Consider the following 16,142-nt stretch of genomic DNA (forward strand, 5'->3'; position numbering starts at 1 on the left):
CCCCGCCCTTCGCTCACGCGCGGAAGGCGCCCGGCTCCGGCTGCAGCCAGCGCGGCCTGCTGTACCCCTCATCCCAGGGGAAGCGACCCTCGATATCGTCGTAGATCAGCTGGAGGGCCGGGACCGAGGCGAACGGCGGCCGGTCGTAGTACGAGTTGGCCGAGAACAGCACCTCGCCGGGGTTCGGGACCTCCGCCACGCTCACGCGATGCGCCCAGCCGGGGAATGACAGCACCTCGCCGACCGTGAGATCCGACCCGGCCCGCACACGCGCCGCAACGTCGTTGATGAGAGCACCCGCGTTCGCGTCATTCAATCCGAAGACGAGGACCTCGGGATGACCGAGGCCGAACAAGCCGATCGAGTATGCGAAGCTCGGCTGGCGGCGCGGCGGGTCGCCGATGACATACTCGGCCGCCACACCGTAACGCCGTATGGTCTCGGTGACGCGGCGGTGCTCCTGATCGAGCCAGGCGATCTCCTGCGGGGTGAGCGGATCTGACATGCGGCCTCCTTGTGATCGTCGTCACTCTAGGTCGAGCCGCAGACACCGGTCTCGCGTCATCCCCTGTTCAGGAATCGAGGGCCGCTGGCCCCTGCTCGACGAGGAGGCGGAACTGCGCGGCATCGATGATCCGCACACCGAGCTGTTCTGCCTTGGCCAGCTTGGATCCTGCGCCCGGCCCCGCCGCGACGAAGTCGGTCTTCTTCGAGACGGACGAGCCGGCCTTTCCACCGGCGGCGAGGATCGCCTCCTGGGCGCCTTCGCGGGTGTAGCCCTCGAGCGATCCCGTCGCCACGACGGTGATGCCCTCGAGAACTCCGCCCTCGACCACGGCTGCGCCCGGTCCGGGGTGACCCGGTACCTCGAGCCGCGCCCCGGCGGCTTCCCATCGCTCGACGATCTCGCTGTGCCAGTCGACCTCGAACCAGTCGATCAGAGAATCCGCGATGATGCCGCCCACGCCCTCGACGGCCGCCAGTTCGTCCCGCGTCGCCGCACGGATCGCGGCGATCGAGCCGAACCACTGCGCGAGGGCACGCGCCGCGACCGGACCGACGTGGCGGATGCTGAGCGCGACGAGGAACCGCCACAGCTCCTTCGTCTTCGCCTTCTCGAGCTCGTCGAGCAGCTTCAGTGCCTGCGCCGACGGTTGCGGTCCGGTCAGCCCATCCTTCTTCTCCGCAGCCGAGGGGTTGCGCCGGAAGGGAGCACGCCGCACGGGTTCGCCCGTCTTCTCGTCCACACGGGGCTCGCCCGTCTCGGAGTCGCGGACGATGACCTCGATCGGCACGAGCTGATCGAGGGTGAGCTCGAAGAGAGCGGCCTCGGTCACCAGCGGCGGGGTGGCGTCGCCCAGCGGCTGCGTGAGGGCGGCTGCCGTGACCTCTCCGAGCGCCTCGATGTCGAGGGCGCCGCGGGACCCGACGTGCTCGACGCGACCACGCACCTGCGCCGGGCAGGAGCGCGCATTGGGGCAGCGGAGGTCGATGTCGCCCTCCTTGGCGGGGCGCAACGGCGACCCGCACTCGGGGCAGTTCGTGGGCATGACGAACGCGCGTTCCGTGCCGTCGCGCAACTCGACCACGGGTCCCAGTACTTCGGGGATGACGTCCCCCGCCTTCCGCAGCACCACGGTGTCGCCGATGAGGACGCCCTTGGCGCGGACGACGTCCTGGTTGTGCAGCGTCGCCTGCCGCACGACGCTGCCCGCGACGCGGGCGGGCGCCATCACGGCGAAGGGCGTGGCCCGGCCGGTGCGACCGACCGACACGACGATGTCGAGCAGCTTGGTATTGACCTGTTCCGGCGGGTACTTGTAGGCGATCGCCCAGCGAGGTGCGCGACTGGTCGCGCCCAGCTCGTCGTGCAGCGCCAGCTCGTCGATCTTCACGACCACACCGTCGAGCTCGTGCTCGACGCTGTGACGGTTCTCGCCGAAGTGCGCGACGTAGCCGAGCACGCCGTCGATGCTCTCGTGGGTCTGCGAGTGCGGGCTGATGGGCAGACCCCATTCAGCCAAGAGCGCATAGATCTCGCTCTGCGACGACACCGGCGGATTCTGCCAGGCTCCGATCCCGTGCACGTAGAGCCGGAGTGAGCGGACGCGGGCCTCGGAGGCTTCGAGCTCGAGACCCGACTTCTTGTCGAGCTGCTGGCGCAGCCCCCCGCTCGCGGCGTTGCGAGGGTTCGCGAAGGCCGGGAATCGGCGCTCGGCGCTGATGCGCGCGCGTTCCTCGTCGAACGCGCGGGAACGGGACCGCGCATCTTCGACCACACGATCGCGCATCTCGGCCTGGAGCGCGTTGAGCTGAGCGAACTCAGCGACGGGGATGAAGATCTCGCCGCGCACCTCGACGACCGCCGGGTGCCCGTCTCCCGCGAGGCGCTCGGGGATGCCGCTGACGCGCAGGGCGTTCACGGTGACGTCCTCACCGACGCGGCCGTCGCCGCGTGTCGCGGCAGATGTCAGGACGCCGTTCTCGTAGCGCAGGCTGATCGCGAGTCCGTCGATCTTGAGTTCGGAGAGCCAACGGACAGGACGGCCGGCGGACGCCGCTGCCTTGACGCACCAATCGGTCAGCTCTTCGGGCGAGAAGACGTTGTCGAGGCTCAGCATCCGTTCGGCGTGCGTGACCGGCGCGAACAGCGTCGACTCGGCGGCGCCGACCGTCTGCGTGGGCGAGTCCTGCGACTGCAGCTCGGGATGCACTCGCTCGAGCTCGTCGAGGCGACGCATCCACCCGTCGTACGTCGCATCGTCGACGACCTCGGCATCGCGACCGTAGTACGCGTCGCGCGCCGCGGTGATCCGGTCGATCAGGTCACGGGATTCTGCGCGCGCCTCGTCGAGGGTGATCTCGGGGAGTTCTCCGTCTGCCACCTCGTCAGTCTAGGCAGGGGGTACGACGCCGCGGACGGGGTTCCCGTCGGCCGGCTGGATGCGGTACGTGAACGAACCGTGATAGCGGAAGAGCTCCCCGATCAGCCACGCCCGCACGCTCACCTCGACGCGCTGCGCCACGGCATCCGCGTGGTCCGCAGTCTCGGTCACGGCCACTCCCGCCACCGGAGGAAGCGGCAGCCGCGCCGCACCCAATCGGACGGCGAGTCCCACGGACCGCATCCGCATCCCGCGGAGGTCGGCTTCGGCGCGAAGGCGCACTTCCAGCCCGCCCCGACGACCGAGACGGTCGACGATCTCGCCGGTTCGAGCGCAGCTCATCGCGTCGACCATGCGCCGCGGGGCACCGGCGAAGAGGAAGTCGCGCTCCGCGTGGAGAGAATCGTCCCGCCGGGGCGTGTTCACGACCACGAACGGTACGTCGGTACCCCGTTCGGGGAACATCACCCCGCGCCCAGCGAACAAGCGGACGATGGGCCGCAGCCAGCGGGGGCCGCAGTAGCCCGCCTCGTCGTAGATGCCCTCTCCGACCCCGACGCACCCCGCGGGTATCGAGCCGAAGTAGACGCGGAGCACGGGCGGCATGCGCGAGAGGTCCCCCCCCGAGCGCGCGTTCGTATATCGACCGATCGTGCGGACCGTTTCCTCCGGTACTGAACATGTTCAGAAACTACTACGATGACCGTATGAGCAACACCCGCCCCCGCGCCGTCGTGGCCGGCGCCTCCGGATTCATCGGCACCGCAATCGTCGACGCGCTCACGACCGACGGTTATACCGTCGACACGATCGGGCGCGCGTCCGGCAGGACGTGGGACGATGCGGCCGCCGTGGCCCGCCTCATCGACGGCGCGGATCTCCTCGTCAACCTGGCAGGCAAATCGGTGGACTGCCGCTACACCGATCGCAACCGCGACGAGATCCTGCGCTCGCGGGTGGCGACGACGCGCGACCTCTCCGCTGCCGTCCGCCGGGCCGCACAACCGCCGCGACTCTGGGTCAACGCGTCGACCGCCACGATCTACCGTCACGCGACCGACCGGCCGAACTCCGAATCAGACGGCGAGCTCGGGAGCGGCTTCTCCGTCGACGTGGCACGCGCATGGGAGGCGGCGTTCTTCAACGGCGAGCTTCCGCGGACGCGCCGCGTCGCCCTGCGGATGGCCATCGTCCTGGGCCCGGGGCCCGCCACCGCCATGCTGCTGACGCTGGCCCGCGTCGGCCTCGGCGGCCCGCAGATCGATGGTCCGATCATGCCGCACCGCCGCTATCGCGGCATCGGCGATCACCCGACCGGGAGCACCGCACCCTGGTATCGCACGCGCGGGCGGCAGCGGTTCAGCTGGGTGCACATCGACGACGTCGTGGGCACGCTGCGCTGGGTCGATGCGCACGAGGACATGGCGGGAATCGTCAACGTCGTGAGTCCGCACGCATCGGATAACCGCACCCTCATGCGAGAGCTGCGCTCCACCGTCGGGATGCCGTTCGGCGTTCCCTCCTGGCGGTGGATGCTCGAACCCGCGATGTGGCTCCTGCGCACCGAACCGGAACTCGTGCTGAAGAGCCGTTGGGTCGTCCCCGAGCGCCTCCTCGAAGCGGGGTACCGGTTCCGCTACACGGAGCTGGCCGACGCGCTGCGCGCCGCCGCCGGCTCGATCAGGCGTCGACCGGGACGGCCGAGACGGTCCGGTCGATCGTGAACTGTCCGAGAACGCGCGAGCCGTCGTAGATCACGGCCGTCTGACCCGGAGCCACGCCGTCGAAGGCAGTGTCAGGGGTCACGACGATCTCGTTCTCGGTGATCTCGGCTCGGGCCGGGACAGGATCGGCGTGCGCCCGGATCTGCGCTTCGCAGGCGAAGACGCGCTCGGACGGCGCCCGCCCGGCCCACGTGAAGCGGCCCCCCGCGATCTCAGCGGTCGCCAGCGCCTCCTTCGGACCCACCACGACACGGTTGTCCACCGGGCGCACCTCGAGCACGAAGCGAGGCTTGCCGTCCGGCGCTGGAACGCCCAGCTGGAGGCCTCGGCGCTGACCCACGGTGAACGCGTGCGCCCCCTCGTGACGTCCGACCACCGCTCCCGTGCGGTCGACGATCTCGCCCGCCTCGGCGCCGACCTTCTCGGCGAGCCACCCTCGGGTGTCGCCGTCGGGGATGAAGCAGATGTCGTGACTGTCGGGCTTCTGCGCGACCGTCAGACCACGCTCGGCCGCCTCCGCGCGCACCTCGCCCTTCGAGGGCGTCGACCCGAGCGGGAAGTAGGTGTGGGCGAGCTGCTCCGCCGTGAGCACGCCGAGGACGTACGACTGGTCCTTCGCGGCATCCGACGCGCGGTGCAGCTCGCGTCCCTCGGGGCCGTCGACCAGGAGGGCGTAGTGACCGGTGCACACAGCATCGAATCCGAGTTCGATGGCGCGCTCGAGGAGCGCCGCGAACTTGATCTTCTCGTTGCACCGCATGCACGGGTTCGGTGTCCGGCCGGCGCGGTACTCCGCGACGAAGTCGTCGATGACGTCATCGCGGAAGCGCTCGGAGAAGTCCCAGACGTAGAAGGGGATGCCGAGGAGGTCGGCGGCGCGGCGCGCGTCCATCGCATCCTCGATCGTGCAGCAGCCGCGGCTGCCGGCCCGCAGCGTGCCGCCCGCGCGGGAGAGCGCGAGGTGTACGCCGACGACGTCGTGCCCGGCGTCGACGGCTCGGGCCGCGGCGACCGCCGAGTCGACGCCGCCGCTCATCGCAGCCAGTACTCGCATCGCCCCAGTCTACGTGCGGGCTGCACGCCCGGCGCGGGCGGCGACCGCACGCCGGTGCACCTCGGGAAGGGCCGCGAGGAACGCGTCGACGTCGGCGTCGGTGCTCGTGCGCCCGAGGGTCAGACGCAGCACCGCACGGGCGTCGTCGGCGTCACGTCCCAGGGCGAGCACGACGTGCGAGGGCTCCGTGACCCCGGCCTGGCAAGCCGAACCGGTCGACACCGCGATCCCGACCGTGTCGAAGAGGAACAGGAGAGTCTCGCCGATCGTGCCCGGGAAGAGCACATGGACGTTGCCGGGCAGCCGGTCGCGAAGATCGCCCAGGATGACCGCCGACGGCACGAGCGATCGGATGCCCTCGATCAGGCGACCGCGAAGGCGCTCGACCCGGACCGCCTCGTGGGCGCGCTCGGCCTCGGCGATGTCGAGCGCCGCCGCGAACGCCGCCGCCCCGGCGACATCCTGGGTACCCGCGCGAAGCCCCCGCTGCTGGCCACCGCCGTGCGCGAGGGGTGTCAGCTGCGCGTGGCGCGACACGACGAGCGCGCCCGTGCCCACTGGGGCGCCGACCTTGTGGCCGGAGACGGACATGGCCACGAGGCCGTCGGGCGTCGCGCCCCCGTCCCGCCACGCCGCGAAGTCGAGGGCGACGGTGCCGAGCGCCGCGACCGCGTCGAGGTGCAGCGGCACCCCCGCGTCGCGCGCCGCCCGGGCGAGCGCCGCCGCATCGTTGCGCGTTCCGACCTCGTTGTTGGCGACGAGCGCGGTCGCGAGAGCAGCGCCGGGCAGCGCGTCGGCGAACAGAGCGGGATCGATCCGGCCGACGGAGTCGAGACCGACGGGGCGCACGGCGGCACCCCAGCGCGACGCGAGCCACGCGACCGCATCGATCGTGGCGTGGTGTTCGCCGTCAGGCAGCACGATCGGCCCGATCGCGGAGGACTCGGCGCCGGCGTCGGCGGCGAGCCAGAGCCCCTTGACGGCCAGGTTGATCGCCTCGGTCCCCCCGGACGTGAAGATCACCTCGATGGGCTCGCAGCCGAGCGCCGACGCGACCGCATCGCGCGCATCCTCGAGGAGCCGGCGCGCCGCCTGTCCCGCGCCGTGCACCGACGAGGCGTTGCCGAGCGTCTCGTGGGCCGACAGCCACGCATCGCGCGCTTCCGGGCGGAGCGCGGTCGTCGCAGCATGATCGAGATAGACGACCATCCGACCTCCCCGGGCGTTCACCGACGCTCATTACTGTAGATCGCATGCCCGACAGCACCAGCCCAGCCGGACTGCACGATCCCCGGTTCACCGACCTCGGCGTCACGCTCCGCGAGAACGGCGGCACCCTTCGGGTCTGGTCCGAGCGGGCGACATCGATCGACGTGGTGCTGTTCGATGACGACGACCTCGACTGGGCCGTCGACGAGCGACCGCTCGAGCCCGTCGGCGACGGGATCTGGGCAGCCGACATCGAGACGCTGCGGCCGGGAGTCCGGTACGCGCTGCGCGTGGATGGACCGCACGGGGCGGGCAACGTCTTCAACCCCCAGACCCTTCTGCTCGACCCGTACGCTCGCGGCGTCGTCTCGGGCGCCCCGGGCGATCACCGCTCGGTCGTGATCGACTCGGGCTTCGACTGGGGCGGCATCCGTAAACCGCGGGTCCCCCGGGACCGCACGGTCATCTACGAAGCGCACGTCAAAGGCCTCACCAAGCGGCATCCCGACATCCCCCCGGCGTTGCACGGCACATACGCCGGACTCGGTCACCCGGCGATGATCGACCATCTCCGCTCGCTCGGCGTCACGAGCGTCGAGCTTCTGCCGATCCACGCCTTCGAGAGCGAGCCGCGGCTGCTCGCTCTGGGGCTGGCCAACTACTGGGGCTACAACACGCTCGGGTTCTTCGCGCCCCACGCGGCCTACGCCACGCAGGACGCGCGCCGCAGCGGCCCCACCGCCGTCCTGAAAGAGCTCAAACGCACAGTGCGCGCTCTTCACGCCGCCGGCATCGAGGTCATCCTGGACGTCGTCTACAACCACACCGCCGAACTCGAGCTGGGCGGACCGCGGTCGAGCTTCCGAGGCATCGACAACCGCGGCTACTACCGCCAGCAGGACGACGGCGCCTACATCGACGTGACCGGCTGCGGCAACTCCGTCGACACGTCGACCCACGCCGCCGCACGACTGATCCTCGACTCTCTGCGCTATTGGAGCAAGGAGGTGCAGATCGACGGGTTCCGCTTCGACCTGGCTGTGACCCTCGGTCGTGACGCCGAGCACGTGTTCGATCCGGACCACCCGTTGCTGCGGGCGATCGCCGACGACCCCATCCTGCGCGACGACAAGATCATCGCGGAGCCGTGGGACGTCGGGCTGGGCGGCTGGCACACCGGCGGGTTCGGCGACGGATGGCAGGAGTGGAACGATCGCTACCGCGACGGGGTCCGCAACTTCTGGCTCAGCGACATCGACTACCTGCGCCGAGCCGGAACCTCACCGGCCGGCGTCGGCGGACTCGCCACGCACCTCGCGGGCTCTGCGCCGCTGTTCGGCGCGAAGCGCGGTCCGCTGGCGGGGGTGAACTTCATCACCGCGCACGACGGCTTCACCCTGCGCGACCTGGTCTCTTACGACGTCAAGCACAACGACGCCAACGGCGAGCAGGGCCGCGACGGCGCAGACACGAACCGGTCCTTCAACCACGGCGCCGAGGGCGACACGTCGCTCGAGCACATCCTGTCTGCGCGGCATCGCGCGATCCGAAACCTGGTCGGGACCCTCCTGCTGTCGGCCGGAGTGCCGATGCTGACCGCCGGAGACGAGATGGGCCGCACACAACTCGGTAACAACAACGCCTACTGTCACGACAGCGCCCTGACCTGGGTCGATTGGCAGCTCGCGGACTGGCAGGTCGACCTGCTCGCGCACGTGCGGGAACTCACGCGGCTGCGCGCCGAGAACCCGGCCCTGCGCCCCGTGCGGTACGCCGCCCCGGACGACGAGGTGCCCGAGGCATCCGTCATCCAGTGGTTCGACGCGCAGGGCCAGCCCATGACGCAGGCGACATGGACCGATCCGGAGCAGCGCACCCTCCAATACGTCGCGACGTCGACGCCGGCGCACGAACCCGCCAACTGCGTGCTCCTCATCATCCACGGCCGCGAGGACGACGCAGAGGTCGTGCTGCCACCCGTCGGCGCGGCGTCATCTCTGGTGTCCCTCTGGTCGAGCGCCGACGAGCGTCCCCGAGAGAACGGCGCGCGATTCGCCCCGGGCGACCGCCTCCCCCTCTCGGGGCCGACGTTGCATTTGCTCAGAGCGGAGTGAGGCGCAAGCCCGTTTTTCGAACTCGTCCACCGCGATAGGTTCGAGCCGTGGCATCAACGACGCGCACGACCTCACCCGCCCCGTTCCGCAGCACCGCCGAGATCCCCGGCCGCCCCGCCGCGCCGCTTCCGTCGGCCGGCGACACGGTCACGGGACGCATCCCGCTCCAGCGCCCCGCCCCCTCGGTTCCGGGTGGCCGGTTCCGTCCCTCCGCCTTCGCCGGCGAAGCCGTGCCGTTCCGAGTCACGGCGTTCCGCGAAGGGCACGACGCGATCGGTGTGCATCTGCGGCTGTTCTCGCCCGATGGACGTGAGTCGTTGCACCGGCTGACGCCCCTCAACGACGGATTCGACCGATGGTCCGTCCTCGTCGCCCCGCTCGCCGAGGGCGTGTGGCGCTTCCGCTACGAGGCTTTCGGTGACGACTTCGCCACCTGGCAGCACGCCGCCGCGATCAAGATCGCCGCCGGAGTCGACGTTCCTCTGATGCGCGAGGCTGGCGCCCTCCTGCTCGTGCGCGCTGCCGCAGAGAAGTCCCGCCCCGCTGCCGAGCGCAAGATCCTCGAGAAGGCCGCCGCGAGACTTCGGGATGCCGCGGTCGACGCGGTCGATGCGCTCGCGGTCGTCCGCGACGCCGATCTCGCGCGCGTCTTCGCCGATCGCCCGCTCCAGTCGCTCGTGACGGTCGGCGACGAGCACGAGCTGCTCGTCGAACGCGAGCGCGCGGGCGTCGGCGCCTGGTACGAGTTCTTCCCCCGCTCCGAGGGCGCCGAACGTCTCTCCGACGGCTCCGTCCGCAGCGGCACGTTCGTCACCGCGCGAGACCGCCTGCCCGCCGTCGCCGCCATGGGGTTCGACGTCCTCTACCTGCCACCCATCCACCCGATCGGGCGCACTCACCGCAAGGGGCCGAACAACACCCTGACCGCCGGCCCGGATGATCCGGGCTCGCCCTGGGCGATCGGCGGCCCCGAAGGCGGTCACGACGCGGTGCACCCCGACCTCGGGACGCTCGAGGACTTCCGCGGCTTTCTCGCCGCGGCCTCCGGCGCGGGCCTCGAGGTCGCGCTCGACCTCGCGCTGCAGGCATCCCCCGACCACCCCTGGGTCGCGGAGCATCCCGAGTGGTTCACCACGCTGCCCGACGGCTCGATCGCGTACGCCGAGAACCCGCCGAAGAAGTACCAGGACATCTACCCGGTCAATTTCGACAACGACCCCGCGGGCATCCGCGCCGAGGTGCTGCGGGTCGTGCGCCACTGGATCGCGCAGGGCGTGCGGATCTTCCGCGTCGACAACCCGCACACCAAGCCTCTGCAGTTCTGGGAGTGGCTGATCGCGACCGTTGCCGACGAGACGCCCGGCGTCGTCTTCCTGGCGGAGGCGTTCACCCGCCCCGCCCCGATGCAGGGCCTCGCGATGGCCGGGTTCCAGCAGAGCTACTCGTACTTCACGTGGCGGAACACCAAGGAGGAGCTCGAGGAGTTCCTGACCTCGGTCGCCTACGACACGGCCGACTTCATGCGTCCGAACCTCTTCGTGAACACCCCCGACATCCTCACCGAGTACCTGCAATACGGCGGCCGCCCCGCCTACAAGATCCGCGCCGGGATCGCCGCCACCGCCGGGGCGTCCTATGGCGTGTACGCGGGGTACGAGCTCATCGAGAACGTCGCGCGCCCGGGGTCGGAAGAGAACATCGACAACGAGAAGTACGAGTACAAGTTCCGCGATTGGGCGGGCGCCGAGGCACGCGGCGAGTCGCTCGCTCCCTACCTCACGCGCCTCAACGAGATCCGGCGCACCCACCCCGCGCTCCGTCAGCTCCGGAACCTCTCGTTTCACTGGTCCGACGACGAGGCGATCGTGGTCTTCTCCAAGCATCTTCCCGGCGCACTGACGGCCGACGGCAGGGACGACACGATCCTCGTCGTCGTCAACGTCGACCCGCATTCGGCACGCGAGACGACGGTCCACCTCGACACATCGGTCTGGGGCGTCGCCCCCGGCGACGAGTACGAGGTCGAGGATCTGCTCACCGGCGCCGTCTGGACCTGGAACGACCACAACTATGTGCGGCTCGACGCTTTCGCCGAGCCCATGCACATCCTGCACGTGAAGGAACGCCGATGAACGCCCCCGCTGACCACGTCCTCGACTCGGTCGCCACCGGCTCGTACCACGCTCCGCACGACGTGCTCGGCTCGCACCAGACCGAGGACGGCTGGGTGATCCGCGTGCGCCGCCCGCTGGCTCGCACGGTCACCGCCGTTTTCGCGAACCAGCCCGAGGCTTCGTTCCGCCACCTCCGCGCCGGCGTGTGGGAAGCGGCTCTCGACGAACGCCCTGAGGCCTACCGGGTCGTGGCCACATACGATGAAGCGCCAGCCTGGGTGTCCGATGACCCGTACCGTCACCTTCCGACGATCGGCGAGCTCGACCTGCACCTCATCCGCGAAGGTCGCCATGAAGAGCTCTGGCGCGTCCTCGGCGCTCATGTCCGCCTGCACAACGGCGTCCCGGGGGTGTCGTTCACCGTCTGGGCGCCCAACGCGCGCGCGGTCCGGGTGATCGGTGATTTCAACGGCTGGGACGGCCAGGGCCACGCGCTGCGTTCGATGGGCGAGTCCGGGGTCTGGGAGCTCTTCGTTCCGGGGCTGAACGCCGGCGCTGTCTACAAGTTCCAGATCCTCACGGCCGACGGTGCATGGATCGATAAGGCCGACCCGATGGCCCGCCAGTCGGAGGTGCCGCCCGCGACCGCGTCGATCGTCGCCGCGAGCTCCTACGAGTGGGAGGATGCCGCGTGGCTCGATCGGCGCAGCACGTCGACGCCCGTCTCCCAGCCGATGTCGGTCTATGAGGTGCACCTCGGGTCGTGGCGTTCCGGACTCGGTTACCGAGACGCCGCCGACCAGCTCATCGACTACGTTCGCGAACAGGGCTTCACCCATGTCGAGTTCCTGCCGCTGGCCGAGCACCCGTTCGGCGGCTCGTGGGGTTACCAGGTGTCGGGCTACTACTCCCCGACCAGCCGCTTCGGCTCACCCGATGATCTGCGCTACCTCATCGACCGGCTTCACCAGGCGGACATCGGCGTCATCATGGACTGGGTCCCCGGGCATTTCCCGAAGGACTCGTTCGCGCTGGCGCGATTCGACGGGCAGCCGCTGTACGAGCACCCGGACCCCCGCCGCGGCGAGCACCGCGACTGGGGAACGCTGATCTTCGACTACGGACGCAACGAGGTGCGCAACTTCCTCGTCGCGAACGCCCTGTACTGGTTCGAGGAGTTCCACGTCGACGGCCTCCGGGTCGATGCTGTCGCCTCCATGCTCTACCTCGACTACTCCCGCGAGGAGGGGCAGTGGGAGCCCAACGTGCACGGCGGGCGTGAGAACCTCGAGGCCGTCTCGTTCCTCCAGGAGGTCAACGCGACCTCGTACAAGCGCTACCCCGGCATCGCCATGATCGCGGAGGAATCCACGAGCTTCCCGGGCGTGACCGCACCGACGGAGTGGGGCGGCCTCGGCTTCGGGTTCAAGTGGAACATGGGGTGGATGAACGACTCGCTGCAGTACATCAAGCGAGACCCGATGTACCGGGGCCACCACGAGGGTGAGCTGTCGTTCTCATTCGTCTACGCGTTCAGCGAGAACTTCGTCCTGCCCATCAGCCACGACGAGGTCGTGCACGGCAAGGGAAGCCTGTTCACCCGGATGCCCGGCGACCACTGGCAGAAGCTCGCCAACATGCGCGCCTACCTCGCGTACATGTGGGGACATCCGGGCAAGCAGCTGCTGTTCATGGGGCAGGAGTTCGGGCAGATGTCGGAATGGTCCGAATCACGCGAGCTCGACTGGTGGATGCTCGACCAGCCGGCGCACCGTGGGCTGCACGCGTTCGTTGCGGACATGAATCGCACGTACCGAGACCAGTCCGCCCTCTGGTCCCGCGATTCGGACGGCGAGGCCTTCAGCCGTCTCGGCGCCCCCAACTGGAACCCGAACGTCATGGCGTTCGCGCGCCGCGACAACCACGGGAACACCGTCGCGGTGATCTGCAACTTCTCGGGAGTACCGCTGCACGACTACACGCTCGAACTGCCGGCGGATGGCGCGTGGCGCGAGGTCCTGAACAGCGACGCCGAGGCATACGGGGGTTCCGGTGTGGGAAACTTCGGCACCGTGCACGCGACCGACGGACGAGCGACCATGGTGATCCCTCCGCTCGGCGTGTTGTGGCTGCACCACGCTCCCGACGCCGCACCTGGGGTCTCGGAAGACTGAACGAACGCCGCGGGCCCGGGGTATGTCACCAACGTGACACCCCGGGCCCGCGGCGTTCGTCTCAGAACATCAGAGAGGTGAGCCGCCGGCGCGCGCTGACGACTCGCGGGTCGGCGTCTCCGACGAGGCCGAACAGCTCGAGGAGCCTGTCGCGTACCGTCGATCGAGCATCTCCGCCGACCGCGGCGAACAGATCCAGGAGTCGGCCGAACGCGTCGTCGACGTGACCACCGGCGACATCGAGGTCGGCGACGCGCAGCTGCGCATCGACATCGTGCGGCGCGGCTGCGGCTGCGGCGCGGGCCTCACCGAGGTCGACGCCCTGCACGCGGTCGAGAAGCTTGACCTGTCCGAGACCCGCCTGAGCGTCGGCGTCGCGCGGGTTCTCCGCGAGCGCCCGTTCGTAGGCGCTGATCGCAAGCGGGTAGTCGCCCGCTTCGATCGCAGCGAAGGCTTCGGCATGCAACGGGGGCAGCGGCGGCTCGGCGGCCTCTTCCGGTGCATCCGTCTCGGCTTCCAGGGGAACGGTGCCGGTGACACCGTGCTGAGACGCGAGTTGAAGCAGCTGCGCGAAGACCTCGCGCACCTGCTGCTCGGGCACCGCTCCGGTGAACAGCGGCACTGGCTGCCCTGCCACCAGCGCGACCACCATCGGGATCGACTGCGCTCGGAACCCTTGCGCGAGCTGCGGATTCGCGTCGACATCGACCTTGGCGAGGACGACGCGACCGGCCAGCTCGATGACGACCTTCTCGAGCACGGGGCTCAGCTGCTTGCACGGGCCGCACCATTCCGCCCAGAGATCCACGACGACCGGTACCGTTCGCGAGAGCTCGAGGACCTCGCCGAAAGTCTGATCGGTTACGTCGAAGATCAGGCGCGATGCGCTCTCGGACGGCTGCCCGGCGGGTGCCGACGCGGGCGCCGGAGCCGTGGGGCGGTTACGCAGCGACGACAGATCGAGCGCGCCACGGAGCACGGCGTTGGAGGAAGGATCACTCATTCATACGACCTTTGCTGAGAGGACATTGGAACGGTAGCCGAGGAACTGGATCGGCTCGGATGAACCGGCGCCGGGCACGAAGAAGAACAGCTGGTCCGCGTACGTGGTGGTGAAGCCGGTGGACGACTGCGACACTCCTGTCAGCGCGCTCGCGACCGGGTTGGTGTCGGGCACGTTGATCACGGCATCCGGATTGCTCGGCTTGAAGGTGTGGTCCTCTGTGATGGTCACCGCCACGACAGCGCCGCTCTCGAGCGTCTGGAGGGCGATCGGCGGCTGCGTCCCGGCCTGGGTCGTGAACGAGACCGTGCCCGTCTCCGCACCCGTCTGGTTGAAGTCGTTGACGATCTGCTCGCGGTTGGAGGTGACGCCCGCGCGGAAGGCGTCACCGTCCGCTTCGAACAAGCCCGCATACGGACTCGCGTCGCCGTTGGTCAGCAGGTCGGCGTATGCGGCCGCGAGGTCCTTCGGCGGCAGGACGAGGAACGGCGAGTCGGGCGCCACCTGCGCGGCACCCAGGTACGCCGGTGCGAGTTCCGGGAACGAATCGGTCGCCAGCTCGGCGATGTAGCCGAGCTTGTAGTTGGACCAGGGATCCTGCTGACTGACCGTCATGATCGTGTCAGCTGCGCCCTCGCCGCCTTCGACGACCGCGAGGAAGGTACGCGGCCACTTCTCGAACGTCTCCGGCAGGAGGATCTCGAGGGGTTCCGCCGGGATGGGCGGCAGCGGGGCACGATCGGTGATCTTGGAGCGGAGGGTGTAATTGGTCTCGCGCTCCGCGAGCGCCGGCCCCGCGAGCCGCGTGCCGGCGAGGGCGGCGTCAGCGCTCGCGTCGGCCGTCGAGACGTCTTCCGCGATACGCGTGAGGATGCGCTCGGCCTGCTGCTGAGTCACCGCCGGCGGCGCCTGATCGGGGTCGGCGACGACCGTCGTGGTCGGCGAGGGAGTCGGGCTCGGGGCCAACTGGGGCCAGGCGTCCGCCGAGCACCCCGTCAGCGCCACGAGGGAGACCAGCGGGATCGCGAGGAGAGCCTGACGCCCGCGTGTCAGGCGGCGTCGCGGCGGCGTGGACGAGATGACGCCCTTCGCTTCCGCGTCCGTCGCGAGATCGATGGGCTGAGTGGCGCTCATCGGAAGCCCCTTCCGTCGCGGACCGCGCGAGCGACGCAGATGGCGCCAGCCGAGCGCGTACATGACGATTCCGAACGCGAGGAGGATCCCACCGGCCACGATCAGCGGGCCGGCCCAGGGCGTGTTCGACTCGATCGGCCACGTCACCTGGATGTCGGCGGGCGCGGGCGCGGTGCCGTCCGATGCGATCAGGACGCTCATGTCCTGCGGCAGCTGCAGGGATGTGGTCAGCGCGTCATCGCGCTGGAACTCTTCGAGCCAGAGATCCGACCCGACCGGTGACGGCATCGCCGGGATGTTGCCGTCGGCATCCGGCGTCGGCGCGGACGAGGCCGCGACCTGGGAAGTCGTGATCGCCCCCTCGGCGTCGACGCCGAGGCGCGTGTAATCGGTGCGCGCGAGCCACGCGGTCACGTCGGACGTGCGGCCGTATGCGGCGAAGACGGTCCCGGTGCCCTGAACGCTCAATGCCTGCGCGCCGGGGCGCGAGGTGAGCACGGCGCCGTCGATGAGGGTGAAGGGGGCGTCTCCCGTCACCGTCACCGACTCGGTGACGGTCTCGGGCCCGCGCAGGATCGTGCGCTGCGCGATACCCGCCCCGATCATGACGGTGGCCAGGACGAAGGCGACGACAGCCCACACGAAACGCACGAAGAAACACCTCTCCACATTCGGAACGGGACCACCGAACGCTTGATCGACGTTCCAGAGTATCCAAAACGACCTGAAAG

General features: G+C 69.8%; 11 protein-coding genes. 4 read left to right on the forward strand and 7 right to left on the reverse strand.

From position 1 onward, the window contains the following. Window positions 1-13 precede the first annotated feature (13 nt). The 3 genes from ABIC53_RS05460 to ABIC53_RS05470 form a co-directional block, all read right to left on the reverse strand. Window positions 14-505 (reverse strand): DUF4262 domain-containing protein, encoded by a 492-nt coding sequence (locus ABIC53_RS05460; protein ID WP_269266391.1) that lies wholly within the window; start codon window positions 503-505, stop codon window positions 14-16. Window positions 506-572: 67 nt separating this feature from the next. Further along, the gene (ligA, locus tag ABIC53_RS05465; protein ID WP_354450690.1) at window positions 573-2,885 is read right to left on the reverse strand and encodes an NAD-dependent DNA ligase LigA; all 2,313 of its coding nucleotides are present in this window, start codon (window positions 2,883-2,885) and stop codon (window positions 573-575) included. Window positions 2,886-2,894: 9 nt separating this feature from the next. After that, window positions 2,895-3,491: a DUF4166 domain-containing protein gene (locus ABIC53_RS05470; protein ID WP_274177825.1), complete on the reverse strand. Its 597-nt coding sequence runs from the start codon at window positions 3,489-3,491 to the stop codon at window positions 2,895-2,897. A gap of 101 nt (window positions 3,492-3,592) precedes the next feature. On the opposite strand from ABIC53_RS05470, the gene ABIC53_RS05475 reads away from it, so the two are divergent. Further along, entirely contained in the window at window positions 3,593-4,609 is a 1,017-nt protein-coding gene (locus ABIC53_RS05475; RefSeq protein ID WP_354450692.1) for an epimerase, read from the forward strand. Here the strand turns inward: ABIC53_RS05475 and mnmA are convergent. Then, window positions 4,566-5,663 carry a tRNA 2-thiouridine(34) synthase MnmA gene (mnmA, locus tag ABIC53_RS05480; RefSeq protein WP_323987634.1) on the reverse strand — a complete coding sequence of 366 codons (1,098 nt, stop codon included), beginning with the start codon at window positions 5,661-5,663 and terminating at the stop codon, window positions 4,566-4,568. The two genes, ABIC53_RS05475 and mnmA, sit on opposite strands and share 44 nt — an antisense overlap. Window positions 5,664-5,672: 9 nt before the next feature. Next, a complete protein-coding gene (locus tag ABIC53_RS05485; RefSeq protein ID WP_323987737.1) occupies window positions 5,673-6,872 on the reverse strand; it encodes a cysteine desulfurase family protein in 1,200 nt (399 codons plus the stop codon). A gap of 44 nt (window positions 6,873-6,916) precedes the next feature. Here ABIC53_RS05485 and glgX point away from each other — a divergent pair, with 44 nt between their 5' ends. Genes glgX through glgB form a run of 3 tightly spaced genes read left to right on the forward strand, consistent with a single transcriptional unit; the run spans window position 6,917 to window position 13,274 of the window. Continuing rightward, entirely contained in the window at window positions 6,917-8,986 is a 2,070-nt protein-coding gene (gene glgX, locus ABIC53_RS05490; RefSeq protein ID WP_354450695.1) for a glycogen debranching protein GlgX, read from the forward strand. 47 nt (window positions 8,987-9,033) lie between these two features. Further along, on the forward strand, window positions 9,034-11,118 hold the full coding sequence (locus ABIC53_RS05495; protein WP_354450696.1) for an alpha-1,4-glucan--maltose-1-phosphate maltosyltransferase: 2,085 nt from the start codon (window positions 9,034-9,036) through the stop codon (window positions 11,116-11,118). Beyond that, window positions 11,115-13,274 (forward strand): 1,4-alpha-glucan branching protein GlgB, encoded by a 2,160-nt coding sequence (glgB, locus tag ABIC53_RS05500; protein WP_354450697.1) that lies wholly within the window; start codon window positions 11,115-11,117, stop codon window positions 13,272-13,274. Before ABIC53_RS05495 ends, glgB begins: the two co-directional genes overlap by 4 nt. Window positions 13,275-13,335: 61 nt before the next feature. Here the strand turns inward: glgB and ABIC53_RS05505 are convergent, their stop codons facing one another. Together ABIC53_RS05505 and ABIC53_RS05510 are read right to left on the reverse strand one after the other, a co-directional pair. Further along, window positions 13,336-14,277 carry a tetratricopeptide repeat protein gene (locus tag ABIC53_RS05505; protein ID WP_354450698.1) on the reverse strand — a complete coding sequence of 314 codons (942 nt, stop codon included), beginning with the start codon at window positions 14,275-14,277 and terminating at the stop codon, window positions 13,336-13,338. After that, window positions 14,278-16,062, reverse strand: a complete 1,785-nt coding sequence (locus tag ABIC53_RS05510) for a DUF8094 domain-containing protein (protein WP_274177819.1) — start codon at window positions 16,060-16,062, stop codon at window positions 14,278-14,280. Between the last annotated feature and the right edge of the window lie 80 nt (window positions 16,063-16,142).

The organism is Microbacterium sp. 1262 (assembly GCF_040544895.1).
Classification (GTDB): Bacteria; Actinomycetota; Actinomycetes; order Actinomycetales; family Microbacteriaceae; genus Microbacterium; species Microbacterium plantarum.

Bases quoted from the DNA above. Each gene is read 5' to 3' on its own strand.
- ABIC53_RS05460 (WP_269266391.1), bottom strand. From the start codon at position 505: ATGTCAGATCCGCTCACCCCGCAGGAGATCGCCTGGCTCGATCAGGAG.
- ABIC53_RS05470 (WP_274177825.1), bottom strand. From the start codon at position 3,491: ATGCCGCCCGTGCTCCGCGTCTACTTCGGCTCGATACCCGCGGGGTGC.
- ABIC53_RS05475 (WP_354450692.1), top strand. From the start codon at position 3,593: ATGAGCAACACCCGCCCCCGCGCCGTCGTGGCCGGCGCCTCCGGATTC.
- mnmA (WP_323987634.1), bottom strand. From the start codon at position 5,663: ATGCGAGTACTGGCTGCGATGAGCGGCGGCGTCGACTCGGCGGTCGCC.
- ABIC53_RS05485 (WP_323987737.1), bottom strand. From the start codon at position 6,872: ATGGTCGTCTATCTCGATCATGCTGCGACGACCGCGCTCCGCCCGGAA.
- glgX (WP_354450695.1), top strand. From the start codon at position 6,917: ATGCCCGACAGCACCAGCCCAGCCGGACTGCACGATCCCCGGTTCACC.
- glgB (WP_354450697.1), top strand. From the start codon at position 11,115: ATGAACGCCCCCGCTGACCACGTCCTCGACTCGGTCGCCACCGGCTCG.
- ABIC53_RS05505 (WP_354450698.1), bottom strand. From the start codon at position 14,277: ATGAGTGATCCTTCCTCCAACGCCGTGCTCCGTGGCGCGCTCGATCTG.